Source organism: Pseudomonas sp. GM80 (assembly GCF_000282515.1).
In the GTDB taxonomy this organism is placed as follows: Bacteria; Pseudomonadota; Gammaproteobacteria; order Pseudomonadales; family Pseudomonadaceae; genus Aquipseudomonas.
Genome location: NZ_AKJD01000094.1, coordinates 13,940 through 35,624, shown reverse-complemented (window position 1 = coordinate 35,624; position 21,685 = coordinate 13,940). Strand labels below are relative to the sequence as shown.

20 protein-coding genes are annotated in these 21,685 nt (G+C 59.8%); 7 read left to right on the top strand and 13 right to left on the bottom strand.

All coding sequences use genetic code 11. The annotated features are described in order from the left end of the window. Positions 1-101: 101 nt before the first annotated feature. The 3 genes from PMI37_RS16005 to PMI37_RS15995 all read right to left on the bottom strand — a co-directional run bounded on the left by PMI37_RS16005 (position 102) and on the right by PMI37_RS15995 (position 5,154). The gene (locus PMI37_RS16005; RefSeq protein WP_008082613.1) at positions 102-743 is read right to left on the bottom strand and encodes a DUF1345 domain-containing protein; all 642 of its coding nucleotides are present in this window, start codon (positions 741-743) and stop codon (positions 102-104) included. A 139-nt stretch (positions 744-882) separates the two neighbouring features. Further along, on the bottom strand, positions 883-3,981 hold the full coding sequence (locus PMI37_RS16000; protein WP_008082611.1) for an efflux RND transporter permease subunit: 3,099 nt from the start codon (positions 3,979-3,981) through the stop codon (positions 883-885). Between the two features lie 15 nt (positions 3,982-3,996). After that, positions 3,997-5,154, bottom strand: a complete 1,158-nt coding sequence (locus PMI37_RS15995; protein ID WP_008082608.1) for an efflux RND transporter periplasmic adaptor subunit — start codon at positions 5,152-5,154, stop codon at positions 3,997-3,999. A gap of 291 nt (positions 5,155-5,445) precedes the next feature. On the opposite strand from PMI37_RS15995, the gene PMI37_RS15990 reads away from it, so the two are divergent. Beyond that, entirely contained in the window at positions 5,446-6,147 is a 702-nt protein-coding gene (locus tag PMI37_RS15990; RefSeq protein ID WP_007912171.1) for a response regulator transcription factor, read from the top strand. Positions 6,148-6,151: 4 nt separating this feature from the next. Then, the gene (locus tag PMI37_RS15985) at positions 6,152-7,453 is read left to right on the top strand and encodes an ATP-binding protein (protein ID WP_008082607.1); all 1,302 of its coding nucleotides are present in this window, start codon (positions 6,152-6,154) and stop codon (positions 7,451-7,453) included. A 126-nt stretch (positions 7,454-7,579) separates the two neighbouring features. Here the strand turns inward: PMI37_RS15985 and PMI37_RS15980 are convergent, their stop codons facing one another. From PMI37_RS15980 to PMI37_RS15970, 3 genes are read right to left on the bottom strand one after another with little or no spacing between them, the layout of a single operon-like run. Continuing rightward, a complete protein-coding gene (locus PMI37_RS15980; protein ID WP_008082605.1) occupies positions 7,580-8,335 on the bottom strand; it encodes a hypothetical protein in 756 nt (251 codons plus the stop codon). Further along, a complete protein-coding gene (locus PMI37_RS15975) occupies positions 8,332-8,862 on the bottom strand; it encodes an RNA polymerase sigma factor (protein ID WP_443216819.1) in 531 nt (176 codons plus the stop codon). The genes PMI37_RS15980 and PMI37_RS15975 overlap by 4 nt, the downstream gene beginning before the upstream one ends. A 19-nt stretch (positions 8,863-8,881) precedes the next feature. Further along, the gene (locus tag PMI37_RS15970; protein ID WP_008082602.1) at positions 8,882-9,415 is read right to left on the bottom strand and encodes a tetratricopeptide repeat protein; all 534 of its coding nucleotides are present in this window, start codon (positions 9,413-9,415) and stop codon (positions 8,882-8,884) included. 159 nt (positions 9,416-9,574) lie between these two features. On the opposite strand from PMI37_RS15970, the gene PMI37_RS15965 reads away from it, so the two are divergent. The 3 genes from PMI37_RS15965 to nudC all read left to right on the top strand — a co-directional run bounded on the left by PMI37_RS15965 (position 9,575) and on the right by nudC (position 12,189). Then, positions 9,575-10,345, top strand: coding sequence for a class I SAM-dependent methyltransferase (locus PMI37_RS15965; RefSeq protein ID WP_008082600.1), 771 nt, complete (start codon positions 9,575-9,577; stop codon positions 10,343-10,345). A 194-nt stretch (positions 10,346-10,539) separates the two neighbouring features. Continuing rightward, positions 10,540-11,352, top strand: a complete 813-nt coding sequence (locus PMI37_RS15960; protein WP_008082599.1) for a crotonase/enoyl-CoA hydratase family protein — start codon at positions 10,540-10,542, stop codon at positions 11,350-11,352. Positions 11,353-11,358: 6 nt separating this feature from the next. Then, positions 11,359-12,189, top strand: coding sequence for an NAD(+) diphosphatase (gene nudC / locus PMI37_RS15955; protein ID WP_008082596.1), 831 nt, complete (start codon positions 11,359-11,361; stop codon positions 12,187-12,189). Here nudC and PMI37_RS15950 read toward each other — a convergent pair. Further along, the gene (locus tag PMI37_RS15950; RefSeq protein ID WP_008082594.1) at positions 12,157-12,936 is read right to left on the bottom strand and encodes a TSUP family transporter; all 780 of its coding nucleotides are present in this window, start codon (positions 12,934-12,936) and stop codon (positions 12,157-12,159) included. The two genes, nudC and PMI37_RS15950, sit on opposite strands and share 33 nt — an antisense overlap. A gap of 359 nt (positions 12,937-13,295) precedes the next feature. Between PMI37_RS15950 and sfnG the strand changes: the two genes are divergently transcribed. Continuing rightward, a complete protein-coding gene (gene sfnG / locus PMI37_RS15945; protein WP_008082592.1) occupies positions 13,296-14,378 on the top strand; it encodes a dimethylsulfone monooxygenase SfnG in 1,083 nt (360 codons plus the stop codon). 102 nt (positions 14,379-14,480) lie between these two features. On the opposite strand, the gene PMI37_RS15940 is transcribed toward sfnG, so the two are convergent. Both PMI37_RS15940 and PMI37_RS15935 read right to left on the bottom strand, forming a co-directional pair. Continuing rightward, positions 14,481-14,960, bottom strand: coding sequence for a nuclear transport factor 2 family protein (locus PMI37_RS15940; protein ID WP_008082590.1), 480 nt, complete (start codon positions 14,958-14,960; stop codon positions 14,481-14,483). Between the two features lie 55 nt (positions 14,961-15,015). Further along, positions 15,016-15,579 (bottom strand): TetR/AcrR family transcriptional regulator, encoded by a 564-nt coding sequence (locus PMI37_RS15935; protein WP_008082588.1) that lies wholly within the window; start codon positions 15,577-15,579, stop codon positions 15,016-15,018. A 204-nt stretch (positions 15,580-15,783) separates the two neighbouring features. Here PMI37_RS15935 and pssA point away from each other — a divergent pair, with 204 nt between their 5' ends. Next, the gene (gene pssA, locus PMI37_RS15930; RefSeq protein WP_008082585.1) at positions 15,784-17,127 is read left to right on the top strand and encodes a CDP-diacylglycerol--serine O-phosphatidyltransferase; all 1,344 of its coding nucleotides are present in this window, start codon (positions 15,784-15,786) and stop codon (positions 17,125-17,127) included. 132 nt (positions 17,128-17,259) lie between these two features. Here the strand turns inward: pssA and efeO (PMI37_RS15925) are convergent, their stop codons facing one another. Genes efeO (PMI37_RS15925) through efeU form a run of 4 tightly spaced genes read right to left on the bottom strand, consistent with a single transcriptional unit; the run spans position 17,260 to position 21,482 of the window. After that, positions 17,260-18,084: an iron uptake system protein EfeO gene (efeO, locus tag PMI37_RS15925; protein ID WP_008082584.1), complete on the bottom strand. Its 825-nt coding sequence runs from the start codon at positions 18,082-18,084 to the stop codon at positions 17,260-17,262. Between the two features lie 28 nt (positions 18,085-18,112). Then, a complete protein-coding gene (gene efeB / locus PMI37_RS15920; RefSeq protein ID WP_008082583.1) occupies positions 18,113-19,411 on the bottom strand; it encodes an iron uptake transporter deferrochelatase/peroxidase subunit in 1,299 nt (432 codons plus the stop codon). Positions 19,412-19,428: 17 nt separating this feature from the next. Further along, complete coding sequence (gene efeO / locus PMI37_RS15915; RefSeq protein ID WP_008082582.1) at positions 19,429-20,628, bottom strand: iron uptake system protein EfeO; 1,200 nt, start codon at positions 20,626-20,628, stop codon at positions 19,429-19,431. Between the two features lie 8 nt (positions 20,629-20,636). Beyond that, the gene (gene efeU, locus PMI37_RS15910; RefSeq protein ID WP_008082581.1) at positions 20,637-21,482 is read right to left on the bottom strand and encodes an iron uptake transporter permease EfeU; all 846 of its coding nucleotides are present in this window, start codon (positions 21,480-21,482) and stop codon (positions 20,637-20,639) included. Positions 21,483-21,685 lie beyond the last annotated feature (203 nt).

Here is a 21,685-nt window from a genome sequence, read left to right as displayed (position 1 = left end):
TATGGAAGCCCGAATACAGCACGCCTGTAAACTGTCAGTGTTGACAGTTTACAGGCGTATTTTTTGGTGATCTTTAAACGGCGAGAACATGCCGCGTTTTTTCAGCCGAACAACCCTGCTGCAATGTTGATCGAGAACCCGAGGATCGCCGTATTGAACACAAAACCAATCAACGACTGCGCCAGCACAATCTTTCGAATATCCCGCGTTGCAACACCTACATCCGCCGTCTGCACCGCCACACCGATGGTGAACGAGAAGTACAGAAAGTCCCAATAGTTGGGCGTTGTCAGTCCTTCGGCAAACCGCAGGGCGGGTTCCTTGCCGTCCCATGTGTAGTAAAGCCTGGCGTAGTGGACGCTGAAGATCATGCCGATCAACAACCACGAGCCGATGACCGTCATTGCGGTAAAACCGTAATGCAGCAGTTTTCGAGTGGTTTCAAGGTCTTTGCTACCGGCCAGTTCAAAGGTAATGGTCGCCAGGCTGGCCAGCGCCGCGATGCAGACAACGAACAACACCAGCCCGGCATTTTCGTCTTCGATTTCAGCGATGCGTTTGACGTCCGGCGCCTTGGCGCGCACGGTCAGCCACAGCATCAGGGCCAGGTAGGTCCAGACGCCGGCGTTCCAGCCGATGAGGATTTTACTGATGGTCGAATCGGCCGGGGCCAACAGACCCGCGCAGAGCCCAACCAGAGCGGCAGCTGACAGGCGAGGGTGGGTACGGGCAAGGAAGCGCATGAGAACTCACAAGAGTGAACAATCCCAGCACCATAGCTCACGCGATCACGCTTTTGTAGGAGCTGCCGCAGGCTGCGATCTTTTGATTTTCAAAACAACGTCAAAAGATCGCAGCCTGCGGCAGCTCCTATAGTTTGGATCAGTGGGGCTTGGTGAAGCGTTGTACGAGCTTCATGACGACCACGAAGAAGACAGGTACGAAGATGACTGCCAGCGTTGCGGTAATCATCCCGCCGATCACGCCAGTACCGATCGCCTGTTGGCTTGCCGAACTGGCGCCAGTGGCAATCGCCAGCGGCACTACACCGAGAATGAACGCCAGCGATGTCATCACGATCGGGCGCAGACGCAAACGTGCTGCCTGCAACGTTGCATCAATCAGGTCATGCCCTTCGTCATAGAGACTCTTGGCGAACTCAATGATCAGGATCGCGTTCTTCGCCGACAGACCAATGATGGTGATCAGCCCGACTTTGAAAAACACATCGTTGGGCATGCCGCGCAATGTCACGGCGAGTACTGCGCCGAGCACACCCAGCGGCACCACGAGCAATACCGAGGTCGGTATCGACCAACTCTCGTACAGCGCCGCCAGACACAGGAACACGATCAGCAGCGACAAGCCGAGCAGAATCGGTGCTTGGCTACCGGACAAACGCTCCTGCAAGGACAGCCCTGTCCATTCCTGACCCAGGCCCTTCGGCCCTTGCGCCACCAGACGTTCGATCTCGGCCATGGCTTCACCGGTGCTGTGGCCGGGCGCCGGTTCACCGGAGATCGAAATGGCCGGGTAACCGTTATAGCGGGTGAGTTGCGCCGGGCCCTGAATCCATTTGGCCTGGACGAACGCTGACAACGGCACCATTTTCCCGTTGTTGTTGCGCACGTGCATTTTCAGCAGGTCGTCGACCTGACTGCGTTGATCACCTTCGGCCTGCACCACAACGCGTTGCATCCGCCCCTGATTGGGAAAGTCGTTGATATACGCCGAGCCCACCGCGGTCGACAGTACGTTGCCAATATCGGCAAACGATACGCCCAGCGCGTTAGCCTGTTTGCGATCCACTTCCAGCTGCACTTGCGGCGCTTCGGCCAGTGCGCTTTCACGCACATTCATCAGCACCGGGCTGTTCTCCGCCGCCGCCAATAGTTCGGTGCGTGCCTGCATCAGCGTGGCATGGCCGAGGCCGCCGCGATCCTGCAGGCGGAATTCGAAACCGCTGGAAGTGCCGAGGCCATCAACGGGCGGCGGCAATACAGCGAACGCCATTGCATCCTTGATCTGGCTGAGGGCGATGTTGGCGCGATCGGCAATCGAACTCGCCGAATCGTCGCTGCCCCGTTGCGACCAGTCCTTGAGTGTGGAAAACGCCAGCGCGGCGTTCTGGCCGCTGCCGGAAAAACTGAAGCCCAGAATCACCACGCTGTCACTGATCCCCGGCTCGCCGGCGTTGTGCGCCTCGAACTGTTCGGCAACCTGCACCGTGCGATTCTTGGTCGCGCCAGGTGGCAGTTGAATATCGGTGATGGTGTAGCCCTGATCTTCCACCGGCAGGAACGAGGAGGGCAGGCGCATGAAGCATATCCCCAGCCCGACCAACAGCACGAGGTAGATCAGCAAGTAACGCCCGGTGCGCTTGAGCGCATAACCCACCCAGCCTTGGTAACGATCGGTCAGGTGTTCGAAGCGGCGGTTGAACCAGCCGAAGAATCCGGATTTCTCGTGATGCTCGCCTTTGGCAATCGGCTTGAGCAGTGTTGCGCACAAGGCGGGTGTCAGCGTCAGGGCGAGGAAGGCCGAGAACAGGATCGACGTCGCCATCGACAACGAAAACTGCTGGTAGATCACCCCGACCGAACCCTGCATGAACGCCATCGGAATGAACACCGCGACCAGCACCAAGGTGATGCCGATGATGGCGCCGGTAATCTGCGTCATGGCTTTGCGCGTCGCCTCTTTGGGCGACAAGCCTTCGGTGGCCATGATCCGCTCGACGTTCTCCACCACAACAATGGCGTCGTCCACCAGAATGCCGATGGCCAGCACCATGCCGAACATGGTCAGCACGTTGATCGAAAAACCCAGCGCCAACATCGTGGCGAAGGTGCCCATCAGTGCGACCGGCACCACCAGCGTCGGAATCAATGTGTAACGGACGTTCTGCAGGAACAGGAACATCACCGCAAACACCAGCAACATTGCCTCGCCGAGGGTGTACACCACTTTGGTGATCGAGACTTTGACGAACGGCGATGTGTCGTACGGGATCTTGTATTCAACGCCCACCGGGAAGTAGCGCGACAGCTCATCCATCTTCGCCCGCACCAGGGTTGCGGTGGCGAGCGCATTGGCGCCGGGCGACAGCTGCACACCAACGGCGGTGGACGGCTTGCCATTCAGGCGTGTGCCGAACTGGTATTCCTGACTGCCGATCTCGACCCTTGCCACGTCGCCGATACGCACGGTCGAGCCGTCCGGATTGGCCTTGAGCACGATGTCGGCAAATTCTTCAGGCGTCGATAACTGACCCTTGACCAAAATCGTCGCGGTGATTTCCTGGCTGGACGGGTTGGGCAGGTCGCCGATGCTGCCGGCAGACACCTGCGCATTCTGTGCGGTGATGGCGGCGTTGACGTCAGCCGGCGTCAGGTTGAAACCGATCAGCTTCTGCGGGTCGACCCAAATGCGCATGGCACGTTCGGCGCCATACAGCTGCGCCTTGCCGACGCCGTCCAGACGCTTGATTTCGTTCATGACATTGCGCGCCAGATAATCGCTGAGCGCTACGTCATCGAGTTTGCCGTCGCTGGAGGTCAAGGTGATCAGCAGCAGGAAACCGGAAGAGACTTTCTCCACCTGCAAGCCTTGCTGATTGACCGCTTGCGGCAGGCGCGACTCGACCACTTTGAGGCGGTTCTGCACATCGACCTGCGCCAGTTCCGGGTTGGTGCCCGGCTGGAAAGTAGCTTTGATCGTCGCGCTGCCGAGGCTGCTCTGCGATTCGAAGTACAGCAAGTGATCGGCGCCGTTGAGTTCCTCTTCGATCAGGCTGACCACGCTTTCATCGACGGTTTGCGCCGAAGCGCCGGGGTACACGGCATAGATTTCGATCTGTGGCGGTGCGACGTCCGGGTATTGCGCCACGGGTAACTGCGGGATGGCCAGCGCACCGGCCAACAGGATGAACAGTGCGACCACCCAGGCGAATACCGGGCGGTCGATAAAGAACTGCGGCATATAAAAGCGTCCTGCTTACTGACCAGAAGCCTGGGCAAGTGGAAGAGGGGTGTCGTCGATCTGCACTTTTTCGCCGGGACGGGCGTGTTGCAGGCCTTCAATGACAATGCGGTCGCCGGGCTTGAGGCCGCCGGTGACGATCCAGCGATCGTTTTGCACCGCGCCCAGTTGCACCGGTTGCTGGGCGATGCGCATTTGCTCATCGACCGTCAGCACTTGCGCAATACCGGCGCTGTCACGTTGTACGGCGCGTTGCGGTACGGTAATGCCGTTCTGGATCGTCGCCTGCTCAAGACGCACACGCACAAAGCTGCCCGGCAGCAGGTCGAGGTCGGGGTTGGGGAACTCGCTGCGCAGAATGATCTGGCCGGTGCCCGGGTCAACCGTGATATCAGCGAAGAGCAACTTGCCCGGCAACGGGTAGAGGCTGCCGTCGTCCTGAATCAATGTGGCTTTGACCTGATCCTGGCCAACCTGGTGCAACTGACCGGAGCGGAACGCGCGGCGCAGTTCGTTCAGCTCACGGGTCGACTGGGTGACGTCGGCGTGGATCGGGTCGAGCTGCTGAATCAATGCCAATGGCGTGGTTTCGTTCTGCCCGACCAGGGCGCCTTCGGTGACCAGCGCACGCCCGACACGCCCGGAAATCGGTGCAGTGACCGTGGCGTAACCCAGATTGAGTCTGGCCCGCTCGACGGCAGCCTTGTTGGCCGCGACGTCGGCGGCGGTTTGCCGGGCCATGGCGCGGGCGTTGTCGTAATCCTGCGCGCTGATGGCTTTGTCATCGATCAACTGGGCGTAGCGCTGTTCTTGCAACTTCGCCTGAAACGCATTGGCTTCGGCCTTGCGTAAAGCGGCGTCGGCGCTGTCGAGATCGGCCTTGAACGGTGCCGGGTCGATGCGGAACAGTACATCGCCCTTTTTCACGTCACTGCCTTCGCGAAAGCTGCGTTGCAGGACCACGCCGGCCACCCGGGCGCGCACTTCGGCGATCCGCGGGGCGGCGATGCGCCCGCTCAGTTCGCTGCTGATCGACAGGGGGCGGGTTTCGATGGTCTCGATGCGCACGGTGGCGGGCGGCGCCTGCTCTTCGGCTTTCGAGGATGAATCACAGGCGCTCAGTGACAGCGCCAATGCGATCAGGCCGAGCCCGGCCAGCAGTTTGTTCGACATGTACTACCCCCAATATTGATGCCCGCATCCTACGGGCAGTCGCCGAGATTAGCGGTGAAGCTTTGTAGGCGCTGTGTGAAATTGTGTAAGGGTTTTACTCAGGGACGGGTGAGGGCGTATATCCTTTACGCCTTGAAATTTATTGCGACAGTTGGATGGCCATCGCGGGCAAGCCCGCTCCCACAGGGATCTGTTGTGGACACACATGTTGTGATCACCCGAGAACCCTGTGGGAGCGGGCAAGCCCGCGATGAGGCCTTCAAGGTCGCCACTGCACTTTCTGGATCACCCATGCCCAACATCCTCCTGGTCGAAGACGACACCGCCCTCGCTGAACTGATTTCCAGCTACCTGGAGCGCAACGGTTACTCTGTCAGCGTTATCGGCCGTGGTGACCACGTACGTGAGCGGGCCCGAGTCAATCCGCCGGACCTGGTGATCCTCGACCTGATGTTGCCCGGCCTCGATGGTCTGCAAGTCTGCCGCTTGCTGCGTGCGGACTCGGCCACGCTGCCGATATTGATGCTGACAGCACGCGATGACAGCCATGATCAGGTGCTGGGCCTGGAAATGGGCGCCGATGACTACGTCACCAAACCGTGCGAGCCTCGCGTGCTGCTGGCCCGTGTCCGCACGCTGTTGCGTCGCAGCAGCCTTGGCGAACCGTTGACGGCCAACGACCGTATCCTCATGGGCAATCTGTGCATCGATCTGTCCGAGCGCACCGTGACCTGGCGTGACCAGCCGGTTGAGCTGTCCAGTGGCGAATACAACTTGTTGGTGGTGCTGGCGCGGCACGCCGGCGAAGTGCTCAGCCGCGATCAGATCCTGCAACGCCTGCGCGGCATCGAATTCAACGGCACCGACCGTTCGGTGGACGTCGCGATCTCGAAATTGCGGCGCAAGTTCGACGATCATGCCGGCGAAGCGCGCAAGATCAAGACCGTGTGGGGCAAGGGCTACCTGTTCAGCCGTTCCGAATGGGAATGCTGAACTGATGTTTCGCATCCTGTTTCGCCTGTATCTGGTGACGATCGTCTCGTACAGCGCGGCGATCTATCTGGTGCCGGATCTGGTGGTCATGGCGTTCCGCGAGCGTTTTGTCACCTACAACCTCGATTATTCGCGCGGCTTGCAATCGCTGATCACCCGGCAGTTTCACGCCACGCCGCGAGATCAGTGGCCGGCGCTCGCAGCATCAATGGACCAGGATTTCCAACCGCTGCACATCGTCCTGGCGCGCATCGATGACCCCGAGTTCACGGCGATTGAACGCGAGCGGTTGTTGCGCGGAGAAAACATGGTGCGCATCGGCGACTGGGGCTGGCGCACGCTGGCGGTGACGCCGCTGGACAACGAAATGGCCGTGCAAATGGTCGTGCCGCCCGATCCGATGGACGTCAATTTGTTGTACTGGAGCATCAACGTGCTGGTGGGGGCAACCTTGCTGGCGTGCCTGTTGATGTGGCTGCGGCCGCACTGGCGTGACCTCGAACGGCTCAGGGGCACCGCCGAGCGTTTCGGCAAAGGCCATTTGAGCGAGCGTACCAACATCGCCGCGAGTTCCAACATCGGCAGCCTCGCCAATGTGTTCGACACCATGGCCGGCGACATCGAAAACCTGCTTAATCAACAACGAGACTTGCTCAATGCCGTGTCCCACGAGCTGCGCACGCCGTTGACGCGGCTGGATTTCGGCCTCGCCCTGGCGCTGTCCGACGACTTGCCGACCGCCAGCCGCGAGCGCTTGCAGGGACTGGTCGCGCACATCCGCGAGCTGGACGAGTTGGTGCTGGAGTTGCTGTCTTACAGCCGATTGCAAAACCCGGCGCAACTGCCGGAGCAGATCGAGGTGTCGCTGGACGAGTTTATCGACAGCATTCTGGGCAGTGTCGATGAGGAACTGGAGTCGCCGGACATCGTCATCGATGTCTTGCTGCACGGGCAGCTCGAACGCTTTTCGCTGGATCCGCGCCTGACCGCACGCGCGATCCAGAACTTGCTGCGCAACGCCATGCGCTATTGCGAAAAGCGCATTCAGATTGGCGTGCAGGTCAACGGCGAGGGGTGCGAAATCTGGGTCGATGACGATGGTATCGGCATCCCCGATGATGAACGCGAGCGGATTTTCGAGCCGTTCTATCGCCTCGACCGCAGCCGCGACCGGGCCACCGGCGGGTTCGGCCTGGGCCTGGCCATCAGCCGCCGAGCGCTGGAAGCCCAGGGCGGCACGCTGACCGTGGAGTCTTCACCGTTGGGTGGTGCGCGCTTCCGCCTCTGGCTACCCCTCACCGCCTGAACCTCTGTAGGAGCTGCCGAAGGCTGCGATCTTTTGATCTTTAGAAAGACAAGATCAAAAAAAGACAAAATCAAAAGATCGTCCGATCGCGGCCCGAGCCTTCGGCAGCTCCTACAGAGGTAGGGTTCAGGTGGGGTTGTTGCTCAGGGATGTGGCCATGTGCGCCAGTTCGTTGGCCGGGTTATGGCCGATCAACATCCACGCATGTTGCCCCTGGGTCCAGAACACTACGTTCATGCTGTGTCGACGTTCATGTGCCAGCGCCCGATTGCCACTGTTCGAGCGGGTGACACACAGTGCCAGCGGTCCGTAACGCGCATCCAGATAAACGATTTGCGCAATCGCCACGCCGTCGTATTCAAGCATTTGCGCGCGTCGGAACTCGGCACCGGGCAGCTTCAACGCGGCGGGCGTGAGGTTCAACCCGAGGCGGGCATCAATGGTGCGCAATTGCGCGCGTTGCGCTGCTTCGTCAGCCGGCAAATGTTCGAGTGTCTGCGGCACGTAGAGCGCCATGTAATCGCCCACCAGAGTGCGCCAGTCTTGCGCTTGCCGGGTGTGCCAGGCGAGAAACAAGCGGTCAGCCAGCGCGCCGGCAGCCACCAGACCTGCGGCGGCAGCGCCGATGAACCAGCGTCGACTCAGTCCCTGAGGTTCCCGTGCAGGAATCGCATCCAGCCGCGCCTGCAAACGTTCCAGCGGGGCTTGCCGTGCAAGTTCATCGTAGGCGTTCTTGTACGGCAGGCTGCTGCGGCTCAGCCACTGCACGCGCAAGTTGAGCAGCGGATCATCGGCAATCGCGTCCGTCAGTTGCTGGCGATAGCCGGGGTCGAGTTCGTCGTCCAGATAGGCGACCAGTTGTTCATCCGAAGGTGTGTTCATGGGCGATCTCCTTCGGTGGTTTTCGGTACGGCTTGTAGCGGCGGATACTCGGCAAGCTTCAGGCGCGCGGTGGCCAGCCGGCTCATCACCGTGCCGATCGGCACTTGCAGAATCTCGGCCACTTCGCGGTAGGACAGGCCTTCGACGTAGGCCAGGTAAACGGTTTCGCGCTGGCTCTCGGGCAGGGCGTCCACCCGGCGAATCACTTGCGCGGCCAGCACATGAGTCTGCGCAGCGTATTCACCATCAACCGCCAATTGACCTTCGGCGTCGACCTGTCCCGAGCCCTGACGCACGCGACGCGCTCGAACTTCATTGAGCCAGATCGAATGCAGAATGCTCAGCAACCAGCGGTCCATGCGCGTTCCGGCCACGTACTGACCGGCACGTTCCAGCGCCCGCACACAGGTCGCCTGCACCAGATCCTCGGCGACATGCCGATTGCGCGACAGCAGCAAGCCGTAACGCCAGAGCCGCGCCAGATGCTGTCCGAGTTCTGCTCTGAATGCCTGATCGCTGACGATGATGGCCTCCGGTTATTGATGGTCAGGTTTTCGATGAATCGTTGATGGCTTCAGCCAGGTCCTGATATTCCTCGCAGGACGTGCCGCAAATCGATTTGATCTGCTGCAGTTGTTCCTGCGCCAGGTCGACGCGGCCTTTGATTACATAGGCTTCGCCGAGGTATTCGCGCACTTGCGCGTATTGCGGATCGAGTTTCACCGATTTCAGGTAATAGCCGATGCCTTCGTCGGTGCGTCCCAGTTTGCGCGTGGCGTAGCCGCGATAATTGAGGGCCTTGGCGGTGTCCGGGTTTTTCAGCGTGTCGAGCAGTGCCAGGGCTTCTTCATAACGACCGTCCTTGGCCAGACGATAGGCGTAATCGGTACGGTCGGCGTCCGGCAGCAGGCTGCTGGTCTGCAGTACGCATTTTTGCGTCTTGCTGTCCCAGACCTGGCCTTTTGGGCACTCGGGCTTCTGCACCGGGTCGTCCTCATCACCGTTGGCAAAGGCCAAATGGCTGGACAGCGCCGCCGCCAGCAGCAACGGGGCGGCGAACATAACGGAACGGATAGTCATGGGCAAGGCTCCACAGGGGGTTATGTTTCACTTTGAACACCACAGGGTGAAATTTTATTCATTGCTTAGTCAGTGACTGTTCAAGTCAGGCACAAATTCCGGCGCTATGCTCGCAAGCGTCTGCCGTTGATCCGAAGCTCTGTGTTAAGGGGGACTGCCATGAACGATCATCTCCATCATTCCACCGGGGGCTACAAAACGGCCGCCGATACCTACGTCAAAGGGCGTCCGGATTACCCGCCGCAAGTCAGTGACTGGCTGACGGCAACGTTAGGTCTGGATGATCACAAGACGGTGATCGATCTGGGCGCCGGTACCGGCAAATTCACCGGTCGGTTGGTGGCCACGGGCGCGCAGGTTATCGCCGTCGAACCCGTGGCGCAGATGCTTGAGAAACTTTCTGATGCCTGGCCGCAGGTGTTGGCCGTGCATGGCACGGCGACCGATCTGCCGCTACCGGATGCGTCGGTCGACGTGGTGATCTGCGCGCAGGCGTTTCACTGGTTTGCCAGCGAAGCAGCGTTGACCGAGATCGCTCGAGTGCTCAAGCCTGGCGGCAAGTTGGGGTTGATCTGGAACCTGCGTGACACTCAAGTGAGCTGGGTGCCGAAGCTGGACGCCATCGTTAATGCGCTGGAAGGTGATACGCCGCGTTATTACACCGGCGAATGGCGCAAGGCGTTTCCACACCCGGCGTTCGGGCCACTGCAGTTGCAGCAGTTTCACAATGGGCATACCGGCTCGCCGGAGGATGTCTTGTTTAACCGCGTGCGTTCGACCAGTTTCATTGCCGCGTTGCCGCAGGCACAGCGGGCCAGGATCGATGAGCAGATTCGCGCGTTGATCGCGTCCGAGCCCGAGTTGCGCGGCAAGGATGTAGTAACAGTCCCCTACGAAACCGCAGCCTTCGTGACACGAAAATCCCTGTAGGAGCTGCCGCAGGCTGCGATCTTTTGATCTGGTCTTCTAAAATCAGCATCAAAAGATCGCAGCCTGCGGCAGCTCCTACAGGGTGGAGTGTTGCAGTACATCTCCTCAAGTCAGTCCCGCATTTGGCCGAACCGCCACCGTGATGCCTTGTTATAGTTCGGGCCTCATTTTCAGCCCGGTAAAGGATCACTGCCATGACTCAATACTCCGCCTTCAACGTCGAACTGGCCGACAACATCGCCCATGTGCAGATCAATCGTCCGGAAAAGATCAATTCGATGAACGCGGCGTTCTGGAGCGAGATCGTCGAGATTTTCCAGTGGATCGACGACACCGACGAAGTGCGCGTGGTGGTGCTCAGCGGCAACGGCAAACATTTCTCCTCGGGCATCGACCTGATGATGCTCGCCGGTGTCGCCAATGAGCTGGGCAAGGACGTCGGCCGCAACGCACGCCTGCTGCGCCGCAAGATCCTCACCCTGCAAGCGTCGTTCAATGCCGTCGACAACTGCCGCAAACCGGTGCTCGCGGCGATTCAGGGTTACTGCCTGGGCGGTGCGATCGACCTGATCGCGGCCTGCGACATGCGTTACGCCGCCGAAGACGCGCAATTCTCGATCAAGGAAATCGATATCGGCATGGCCGCCGATGTTGGCACTTTGCAACGGTTGCCACGGATCATCGGTGACGGCATGCTGCGTGAACTGGCTTACACCGGTCGCACCTTCGGCGCCGAAGAGGCGCGCAACATCGGCCTGGTCAATCGCGTCTACAGCGACAAAGACGCGCTGCTCGAAGGCGTGCTCGACATCGCTCGCGAGATCGCCTCTAAATCGCCGATAGCGGTCACCGGCACCAAGGAAATGATCAGCTACATGCGCGACCATCGCATCGACGACGGCCTCGAATACGTTGCCACCTGGAACGCCGCCATGCTGCAATCCACTGATTTGCGCGTGGCCATGGCCGCCCACATGAGCAAACAGAAACCCGAATTCCTGGACTGAGAAACCATGACAGCTCGCTGGACCACTGCAGTACTCGACACCGATCAACCGGGCGGCTGGGCCGTGGCGCGCAGCCCGGAAGGCTTTCTGTTCGATGACAATGGCGCGCTGTTCCCCCGGGAATGGCTCAAGCGTCAGGACTTGTCAGTCCTCACCGAGCACGGCATTGGCCATCTCGACGGCGAACCGGTGTATTTGCTGGAACTGCGCAGTACCAGCGAGGTGCCGGGTTGCAACTGGAAAGGTCTGCGGGCGTTCATGCTCGATGGCGATCACACGATTTACAAAGTGCTCGGCTACGCCGCGCAGATCGGCACCTGGGCGCGCGAGCATCGTTTCTGTGGCAACTGCGGGCAAGCCATGACGCAAGTGCCGCGCGAGCGGGCGATGTATTGCCAGCCGTGCGACCTGCGCAGTTATCCGCGCATTTCGCCGAGCATGATTGTGCTGATCACGCGTGGCGACGAGATTCTGCTGGCGCGTTCACCGCGTTTCGTCACCGGGGTTTACAGCACGTTGGCGGGGTTTGCCGAGCCGGGCGAATCGGCCGAGGATTGCCTGATTCGTGAAGTGCGCGAAGAAGTGCAGATCGAGGTGAAGAACATTCAGTACCTGGGCAGCCAGTGCTGGCCGTTCCCGCACTCGATGATGCTCGGCTTCCATGCCGAATACGCCGGTGGCGAGATTGTCTGTCAGGAAGACGAGATCGAAGACGCCCAGTGGTTCAACGTGCACGACCTGCCGCCGTTGCCGGCGTCAAAGTCGATTGCGCGTTATCTGATCGACGTCTACGTGGCGCGGCGCTTAGGCCACGCTGAACCAGTGCTGCCAGGCTAGGCGCACGGTCAAACCCAGCACCACGGTGATGAACACCGGGCGAATGAACTTGGCGCCACCGCTGATTGCGGTGCGCGCGCCAAAGAACGCGCCGACCATTACCGACAGGCCCATGCTCAGGCCGATGATCCAGTCCACCTGCCCGGAAAACACGAACACCGACAGCGCCGCGATGTTGCTGACGAAGTTCATGCTGCGCGCCACACCGCTGGCCTTGACCAGATCAATCGGGTACAGCAACAGACTGCTCACCGTCCAGAACGCGCCGGTGCCGGGGCCGGCGACACCGTCGTAGAAACCGAGGCCGAAACCTTGGGTCGATTGCCATTTCTTTTTGATCGGCGCGTCGCTGTCCAGCGGTGCTTTTGGCGTGCCGCCGAACAACAGGTATAGGCCACAAGCGAAGACGATCACCGGGAGCATTTTGTTCAGCCATTCCGCCGGCAGGTAATGGGCGACGATGGCGCCGGTCAACGCGCCGACCAGCGTGCCGATGATCGCGTGCACCCATTGCCGTGGGTGGAACAACTTGCGGCGGTAGAAGGTGAAACTGGCAGTGGCCGAGCCAAACGTCGAACTGAGTTTGTTGGTGCCCAGCACCAGGTGCGGCGGTAGGCCGGCCGTCAGCAGTGCAGGCGTGGTCAGCAGACCACCACCGCCGGCGATGGCATCGATGAAACCGGCAACGAAAGCGACAAGGGCCAGAATGGCCAGGGTGGTGAGGTCAACGCTGAGTTCGAAAGGCATGGAATCGGCTTATTCGGCAGGGCGCAGATTTGGCTGCGGGGAGGGCGGTCATGTTACCTGTATCCAACTGTTGCGGCGACCCATCTGACGCCATCGCTGGCAAGCCAGCTCCCACAGGTTTTTGCGTTGCACTGAAGATCATTGTCCACCCCGATCCTTGTGGGAGCTGGCTCGCCAGCGATGAGGGCAGTCGAGCCAACAAATAAAACCAACTGTTGCCCACACAACAACCCGCCGACAAATCCCCCTTCCACAAAACATCTGAATAACCGCGAAGCTCAACAAAACCGGGCATTCCAACCCTGGCACGCTTGCTGCTCTACCTCTCCCATCTCCGCAAATGTCCCGAGGACACGCCAATGAGTCAGCAAGCCGTGAAATTTGCCTACTGGGTGCCGAACGTCAGCGGTGGGCTGGTGGTCAGCAAGATCGAACAACGCACCGATTGGGGTATCGACTACAACCGCAAACTGGCGCAGATCGCCGAAGCCGCCGGGTTTGAATACGCGTTGACGCAGATCCGCTTCACCGCCGGTTACGGCGCCGAGTTCCAGCATGAGTCGGTTGCGTTCAGCCATGCCTTGCTGGCCGCCACGACCAGGCTGAAAGTCATCGCAGCCATTTTGCCCGGCCCGTGGCAACCAGCACTGGCGGCCAAACAACTGGCGACCATCGATCAACTCACCAACGGCCGCATCGCGGTAAACATCGTCAGCGGCTGGTTCAAAGGCGAGTTCCAGGCCATCGGCGAACATTGGCTGGAACACGACGAGCGCTACCGCCGTTCCGAGGAATTCATCCGTTCGTTGCGGGGTGTCTGGAGCCAGGACAATTTCACCTTTCGCGGCGACTTCTACCGTTTCGATAATTACACCCTCAAGCCAAAACCGCTGGGGCGTCCGGAGATTTTTCAGGGCGGCAGCTCGCGGGCAGCACGGGACATGGCGGCAAGGGTCTCGGACTGGTATTTCACTAACGGCAACAGCGTTGAGGGGATCAAGGCGCAGGTTGACGATATTCGTGCCAAGGCCGCGGCGAACAATCACTCGGTGAAGATTGGCGTCAACGCGTTTGTCATCGCCCGCGACACCGAAGAAGAGGCGCGGGCGGTGTTGGCGCAGATCATCGATCAGGCCGATCCGGAAGCGGTGAACGCGTTTGGCGATGCGGCGAAACAGGCGGGCAGGGCCTCACCGGAGGGCGAGGGCAACTGGGCAAAATCGACGTTCGAGGATCTGGTGCAGTACAACGACGGCTTCAAGACCAATCTGATTGGTACGCCGTTGCAGATTGCCGAGCGGATTGTCGCGTTGAAGGCGGTGGGGGTGGATCTGGTGTTGGCGGGGTTCCTGCACTTTCAGGAAGAAGTGGAGTACTTCGGCCAGCGAGTGTTGCCACTGGTACGCGAACTGGAGGCCGAGAAGACTGCCGCCGTCGCCTGACCGCAGCACATCCCCTTGTAGGAGCTGCCGAAGGCTGCGATCTTTTGATCTTGAAAACAACATTAAAAGATCGCAGCCTTCGGCAGCTCCTACAGGGGGGGGTTACAGGCCCAGGTCGGACAGGCCGGGGTGATCATCCGGGCGGCGGCCCAGCGGCCAGTGGAACTTGCGCTCACTCTCTTTGATCGGCATGTCGTTGATGCACGCATAGCGCTGGAACATCAGGCCCTGTTCATCAAACTCCCAGTTCTCGTTGCCGTAGGAGCGGAACCAGTTACCCGAATCGTCGTGCCATTCATAGGCATAACGCACGGCGATGCGCGTATCGGAGTAAGCCCACAGTTCCTTGATCAAGCGGTAATCCAGTTCTTTCGCCCACTTGCGGGTCAGAAAGGCTTTGGCTTCTTCGCGGTTGTTGGCGAATTCGGCACGGTTGCGCCATTTCGTGTCGAGGGTATAGGCCAGCGATACCTTTTCCGGATCGCGGGAATTCCAGCCGTCTTCGGCCAAACGAACTTTCTCGATGGCCGATTCACGGTTGAAGGGGGGCAGTGGCGGACGTAACTGGGCTGCAGTCGACATGTTCGGTCTCCCGGTCTAATTAATAGTTGAACATCAAGTCCGGCTTATCAAGGCATTACAGGCCCAATAACTTACGCGCCATGCATTGCGCATTATCGGCGGCACTGTGATCACCCATCACAAGCGCTACGGTAATGGCACCGTCAATCAGGATCAGCAACTGTTTGGCCAGCAGTTGCGGGTCTTCGGCGCCATATTCGGTACACAGCTCGCACACGTAGTCGAGCAGCTTCTGTTTGTGTTCCTTGGCCACCAGCCGCACCGGGTGGTTCGGGTCACCGGTTTCGCCGCTGGTGTTGATGAATGCACAGCCGCGAAAGCCTTCCGAGGCAAACCAGCCGTTGAGTACGGTAAACAGGTTGAGCAGGCGATCTGCCGGGCTTTCGGCTTGATCGACGGCGTTTCGGTACCAGTGCATCCAGCGAATGTCACGACGTTGCAGAGCGGCGGCAACCAGTTCGTCCTTATCCGCAAAATAACGGTAGATGCTTTTTCTCGAGACACCGGCGGTTTTCACCAGAAGATCCATGCTGGTGGCAGCGATGCCACTTTTGTAGATCAGCTTTTCGGTGACATCGAGAATGATGTCGCGGGTATCACTGTTATTTATTTCGTTCATGTGGCGAACAGTAGAACGGTTGTTCTCCTTTTGCAATTGTTTTTTAAGATCAAAATATCGCAGCCTTCGGCAGCTCCTACATTGGTCTGTGTAGGCGCTGCCGAAGGCTGCGATCTTTTGATCTGTTTACAGGCACTAACAAGACCCGAAGGATGCGATGGTGTAAGCTCTCGGGTTCTTCGGATTCGACCCATTGCGAGCCCTATGCCGTTGCTTTTCAAACGTTCCTTGCTGCCCAAACTGCGCAGCTTTCCGCTGACCGCCGAGGCCGTGACCATTCTGTCCGGCGCCGCCGAGTTCCGTCGTTGCCTGCTGGAAAAAATCGCTGCGGCGACCCAGCGCATCTACATCGTCGCGCTGTATCTGCAGCAAGACGAAGCCGGTCAGGAAATCCTCGATGCCTTGCACGCCGCCAAGCTCAAACGCCCTGAGCTTGAAATCGCCGTGGTGGTCGATTGGCTGCGCGCCCAGCGCGGGCTGATCGGGGCCGGCAAGCAGCCGGGCAATTCGGCGTGGTACCAGGAAATGACCCGCACGCACCAGAGCGAAGTGCCGGTGTACGGCGTGCCAGTGCAGACTCGCGAGCTGTTCGGCGTTCTGCATTTGAAAGGCTTCGTGATCGACGATTGCGTGGTCTACAGCGGTGCCAGCCTGAACAACGTTTACCTGCACAAGTTCGACAAGTACCGTTTCGACCGCTATCACGTGCTGCAAAGCCACGAACTGGCGGACTCGATGCATCACCTGGTCAAGCATGGCCTGATCGAATCCAAAGCCGTGCATCGCCTCGATCTGCCCAACCTGCCGACTACGCGCAGCCTGCGCAACGACATCGGTGATCTGCGCAGTCGGCTCAAATATGCAACGTACGACACCGCCACTGGCAGCACTGCCAGAGACGGTCTGTGCGTTACGCCGTTGCTTGGTGTCGGCAAGAACAACCCGTTGAACCGGGCGATTCTCGAGCTGATTGCCAGCGCGCAAAAGCAGCTGACCATCTGCACGCCGTACTTCAACTTGCCGCTGGGCGTGATCCGCGAGATCAACCGCGCATTGGCGCGTGGCGTGAAGATCGACATCGTGGTCGGCGACAAGACCGCCAACGATTTCTACATCCCGCCGAGCGAGCCGTTCAAGGTGATCGCCGCGCTGCCGTACCTGTACGAGATCAGCCTGCGCCGCTTCGCCAAACGCCATCAACGCAACATCGACAGCGGCCAGTTGAACCTGCACTTGTGGCGTGATGGCGATAACACCTATCACCTCAAGGGCATGTGGGTCGATCATCGTTATACGCTGCTGACCGGCAACAACCTTAATCCACGGGCGTTCCGTCTGGATCTGGAAAACGCGTTGCTGATTGAAGACCCGAAAGGCGAGTGGCTGGAACCACGGGCGAAGGAGCTGGAAGAGATTTTCCGCCATACCACGCGGATCGAGAATTTCCAGAGCCTGCAGACCTTGCCGGAATACCCGGCCGGGGTGGCCAAGTTTCTCAAGCGCGTGAGTCGGGTGCGGATCGAGCGGTTGCTGTACCGGATACTTTAGCGCTGCTGAAAATGCCATCGCTGGCAAGCCAGCTCCCACAGTGTTCTTGGTGATCCACAAATATTGTGTACACCCAAGAACCTGTGGGAGCTGGCTTGCCAGCGATGGGGCCCGCTTAGACGCTACAAAAAATCAATTCAGACCAAGTTTGCCACGCAACGTGGACAGGTCTTCCGCCAGTGTATTCACCGGCCCGACCAGCGCTTTACGATCGTTATCCTTCACCTTGTCATACGTCTCGAACCCGCCATCCTTGGTCTTGTACTTGGCCAGAATCTTGTCGACCGTGGCAAAGTTCTTGTCGACCTTCGCGACGAATGCCTTGTCCTGCTGCTCGATCTGCGGGCGGAACAAATCGACGATTTTCTTCGCGCCGTCGATATTGCCCTGGAAGTCATACAGGTCGGTGTGGCTGTAGCGATCTTCTTCACCGGAGATCTTGGTTGCGGCGACTTCTTCCAGCAGCGCAGCAGCGCCACCGACTACTTTTTCAGGCGGGAAGGTCAGGCCAGCCACACGGGTTTGCAGGTCTTTGACGTCACTGTTGAGCTTGTCCGCCAGTTCGTTCAGGCCCTGGGTGCTTTTCTCCGAGAACAGCGTGTACTCGATGCGATGGAAACCGGTGAAGTCGTCAGCCTTCACGCCTTTCTCGTGGTCGTCGACGCGGGAGTCGATAGACGCATCGAGGTCACTGAACAGCTCGGCAATCGGCTCGATCGACTCGTAATAAACGCGGGTCGGCGCGTAGAGCTTCTGCGCGGTGGCCAAGTCGCCTTTCTTCACGGCGTCGGTGAACTGCTGGGTGTGGCTACCCAGCTCATCCAATTGCTCGGTGACGTAAATCTTGTAGTCCGAAACCGGCCCGACCAGATCCAGCGGCGCTGTCGCGGCGAATGCCGACAGCGGGGTGTTGAGCAAACCAAGGGTCAGCAATAGCGCGAGTGGCGTCTTCTTCATGGGGCGGCTCCAGTGTTGAATGTTGTTTTTATGCAGCGGTTTTGGGTTGTGTGGCGTTGAGCAGCGAGCGACCGATGAAATCCTTGTCGCCCGTGACACCCGGCAGGGTGAAGAAGTAACCGCCGCCGACCGGTTTGAGGTATTCCTCAAGCGGTTCGCCGTTGAGGCGGGTCTGCACGGTGATAAAGCCTTTTTCCAGATCAGCCTGGTAACAGATGAACAGCAGGCCCATGTCGAGCTGGCCGTTCTTGTTCACGCCATTCGAATAGTTGAATGGCCGGCGCAGGATCAGGTTGGCCTGACTCGCAGCGGTTCGCGGGTTGGCCAGACGAATGTGCGCGTCGAGTTTGGTCAGCTTGCCTTCCGGGTCCTTGTGGTAGTCCGGGACTTCAGTTTCGTGTTTGCCACCGATAGGCGCGCCGGAGGTTTTCACCCGGCCGAGGATGCTTTCCTGTTCCTGCAACGGCGTGCGATCCCAGCGCTCGACAAAGTTGCGAATGATCCGCACCGCTTGGTAGCTACCATGCGCAGCCCAGGCCGGCTCATCGCTGCCCGGTTGCACCCAGACGATGCTGTCCATGGCTTTGCTATCGTTGGAATTCGGGTTGGCCGAACCGTCGCGGAAGCCGAGGAAATTGCGCGCCGATTGCGCCGGCACACCGGGTTTGGCCGGGGCTTGCGGCGGCACGCTGCCTTCCTGTTTCCAACGCACCAGCAGCAGGTCGGGCAGGTTTTTGACGATGTCGCGCAGGGCGTGAATGTTGGTGTCGGTGGTGTTGGAGCAAAACTGCAGGCTCAGGTCGCCATGGCAGCAATCGGCTTCCAGCGCATCGTTGGGGAAACCGACCATGCGTTGCAGGCGCTTGGGCTTGGCATCGGCCAGACCAAAGCGCTCGTCGAACAGCGATTCGCCGACGGAAACGGTGATGGTCAGGTTGTCCGGCGTCACGTTCGGGCCGAGGATGCCGGAATCCGGCGGCGGCAGTTTCGGATCAATCTGCTCAACCGGGCCGCCCTTCATCAGGAACGCGATGCGTTCGTTGAGGGTGCGGAACAATCGCTCAAGATCTTCGCGATCACTGGCCAACACGTCGAACGAAACCAGCATGCCCGAGGCCGGGCGCGGGGTGACGATGCCGGTCTGGTGCACGCCGTGGAAATCGTGGCGGTCTTCGGTCTTGTCGCTGCTCGGTGCTTCGGTGACTTGCGCCGGCGCGGCGGCCATGGCCGGGCAGCTCAGGGCTGAACCGGCGAGGGCGACACCGGCGGCGCCCATGCCCATCAGGACACGGCGACGTTGCAGGTTGAGTGGTTCTGAATCGTTCATCGGTACTCGTCTTCTGCTTACAGGCCGGAAAGGCCGAGGGCGGGATCAATGCCATCCAGTGCGTCGGCCAGAGCCTGGGCCTTGTCGGCGATCTGCTTGCGTTGTTCGCCGCTGACGGAGTCGTAGCTGGCGTAGCCGTCCTTGATCTTGTAACTGTTGAGTTCGGTGTCGAAGTCCGCCAAGGCCTTGTCGATTTTCGGCAACATGTCGGCGGCGGATTTGCTCAGCATTGGCCGCAGCAGATCGACGACTTTGTGCGCGGTTTCGGCATTTGCGGCGAAACCATTGAGGTCGCTGTGGCTGTAGCGTTCCTCTTCACCGCTGGCTGCACGAACGTCGGCCAAGGTGTTGAGGTTGCGCACGACGATGTTCACCAGTTGCTCCGGTGGCAGGCTCTGCGCGAGCAGTTGCTGTTTGAGCGTGGTGACGTCACTGAGCAGGCGTTGGGCAACAGGCGTCAGCTCATCGAGTTTGCGCTGCTGGAACAGGCCGAATTCGAGGCGGTGGAAGCCGACGAAGGCCGGATCCTGCTCGCGTTTTTCGAAGTAATCGGCGCGGGCGTTGATGCTGTTATCCAGTTCCGCCAGGCGCTGCGCGGCCGGTGCCAGGCGCTGATACGCCGCACGGGCAGGCAGGTACAGCGACTGAGCCTGGCTCAAGTCGCCGCTTTCAATCGCTTGATTGAGCGCGGTCACGGCTTTGATCAGCGCGCTGCCCTGGCTGGCCAGGTACACACGGAATTCCGACAGCGGCCCGACGAAAGCGACCATCGACGGTTTGGCTTTCGCGGCCGCATCGGAGGCGGCAGTCGGCGTGACGTGCAAGGTGCCGCGCGGGTTGCTCAGCAGGCCACAGGTGATCGCGTAATCGCCGGGTTGCAGATTGGCGTTGATCACCTGACTCAGGCCCGGCGCGATGTTTTCGCGTTCTTCGACAACCAGCACGCCGTCGAGGATTTCCCACTCCACGGCGCGGTCGGAGCGGTTGACGATGCGGAAACTGGCGCGGCCGGCCGGAACGGTCAGCGCATTGGGTTCGCAACTGCCCGGATGGATATTGACCACCACTTCATCGTGATTGTGCTGACGCTTGGCCGCCGCCATTTTCGAGGCGTACCAGAACAGGCCACCGGCGGCGATCATGATGACCACCGAACCGGCCACCGCCCAACGCAAGGCGCGGGGAGGCGAGGCCTGAGGAGTATTAGGCTTTGACATGAATGCCCTTATTGGCTGGAAACGGAAGACGATTGTGCGGAGGGCTTCGGCGCGGGAGCCGGGTAAAAAAACATCACCAGCGCCATCACCAGATAAAGCAGGTAGGCACCAAGGGTGCTGACGGTCGGTGCATCCTGATAACCGAACATGCCGGCGAGTACCGAGCCCAGCGGGCCATCCATCGGCAGCGTCGCGCTGAAGTCGAACAGCACGGTTTGCAGGTGGTTCCACAGCCCGGCTTCATGCAGGGCCTGCACCGAGTTGGCGAGAATCCCGGCGGCGACCACCAGAATGAACAGGCCGGTCCACTTGAAGAATGCGGAAAGATTGAGGCGCATGCTGCCGCTGTAGATCAGGAAGCCGACGATGATCGCCAGGATCAGGCCGAGCAGGGCACCGATCGGCGCGCCCGGGCCTTCGCTCTGCTGGAACACCGCGAGGAGGAAGAACACCGTTTCCAGCCCTTCGCGGGCCACAGCAAAAAACACCATGGCGATCAACGCGATCACCTGATGCTTGGAAGAAGTCAGCGCGTGATCGAGTGAGGCTTGCAGCGAATGCTTGATCGAACGCGCGACTTTGCGCATCCAGAACACCATCGAGCTGAGAATGCCCACCGCGACCAGTCCGACAATGCCTTCGAACAGTTCCTGCTGCTTCTGCGGAAATTCCGCGCTGACCAGTTCCAGACCACCACCGACCAGCAGGGCGAGGGCGGCGGCGAGGAAAACGCCGATCCACACGGCAGGCATCCACTGGCCACGGCCGGTTTGCTGGAGGTAGCTGGCGATGATGCCAACGATCAGCGCGGCTTCAATGCCTTCGCGCAGCATGATCAGAAAGGGAACGAGCATTCGGTGTCCAATAAGTCATTCTGAGGGGTTACAAGTTGTAACATAATGACAACCATTCTCACATGACAATCATTGACACAAACCTGAACAGAAGCTGAACAACTCGAAGAACAACCATTCTCATGTAGGAGCTGCCGCAGGCTGCGATCTTTTGATCTGTTTTTTTTACGATCAACATCAAAAGATCGCAGCCTGCGGCAGCT

Coding starts and splice junctions, on each gene's coding strand:
- PMI37_RS16005 (WP_008082613.1), bottom strand. CDS start 743: ATGCGCTTCCTTGCCCGTACCCACCCTCGCCTGTCAGCTGCCGCTCTG.
- PMI37_RS16000 (WP_008082611.1), bottom strand. CDS start 3,981: ATGCCGCAGTTCTTTATCGACCGCCCGGTATTCGCCTGGGTGGTCGCA.
- PMI37_RS15995 (WP_008082608.1), bottom strand. CDS start 5,154: ATGTCGAACAAACTGCTGGCCGGGCTCGGCCTGATCGCATTGGCGCTG.
- PMI37_RS15990 (WP_007912171.1), top strand. CDS start 5,446: ATGCCCAACATCCTCCTGGTCGAAGACGACACCGCCCTCGCTGAACTG.
- PMI37_RS15985 (WP_008082607.1), top strand. CDS start 6,152: ATGTTTCGCATCCTGTTTCGCCTGTATCTGGTGACGATCGTCTCGTAC.
- PMI37_RS15980 (WP_008082605.1), bottom strand. CDS start 8,335: ATGAACACACCTTCGGATGAACAACTGGTCGCCTATCTGGACGACGAA.
- PMI37_RS15970 (WP_008082602.1), bottom strand. CDS start 9,415: ATGACTATCCGTTCCGTTATGTTCGCCGCCCCGTTGCTGCTGGCGGCG.
- PMI37_RS15965 (WP_008082600.1), top strand. CDS start 9,575: ATGAACGATCATCTCCATCATTCCACCGGGGGCTACAAAACGGCCGCC.
- PMI37_RS15960 (WP_008082599.1), top strand. CDS start 10,540: ATGACTCAATACTCCGCCTTCAACGTCGAACTGGCCGACAACATCGCC.
- nudC (WP_008082596.1), top strand. CDS start 11,359: ATGACAGCTCGCTGGACCACTGCAGTACTCGACACCGATCAACCGGGC.
- PMI37_RS15950 (WP_008082594.1), bottom strand. CDS start 12,936: ATGCCTTTCGAACTCAGCGTTGACCTCACCACCCTGGCCATTCTGGCC.
- sfnG (WP_008082592.1), top strand. CDS start 13,296: ATGAGTCAGCAAGCCGTGAAATTTGCCTACTGGGTGCCGAACGTCAGC.
- PMI37_RS15940 (WP_008082590.1), bottom strand. CDS start 14,960: ATGTCGACTGCAGCCCAGTTACGTCCGCCACTGCCCCCCTTCAACCGT.
- PMI37_RS15935 (WP_008082588.1), bottom strand. CDS start 15,579: ATGAACGAAATAAATAACAGTGATACCCGCGACATCATTCTCGATGTC.
- pssA (WP_008082585.1), top strand. CDS start 15,784: ATGCCGTTGCTTTTCAAACGTTCCTTGCTGCCCAAACTGCGCAGCTTT.
- efeO (WP_008082584.1), bottom strand. CDS start 18,084: ATGAAGAAGACGCCACTCGCGCTATTGCTGACCCTTGGTTTGCTCAAC.
- efeB (WP_008082583.1), bottom strand. CDS start 19,411: ATGAACGATTCAGAACCACTCAACCTGCAACGTCGCCGTGTCCTGATG.
- efeO (WP_008082582.1), bottom strand. CDS start 20,628: ATGTCAAAGCCTAATACTCCTCAGGCCTCGCCTCCCCGCGCCTTGCGT.
- efeU (WP_008082581.1), bottom strand. CDS start 21,482: ATGCTCGTTCCCTTTCTGATCATGCTGCGCGAAGGCATTGAAGCCGCG.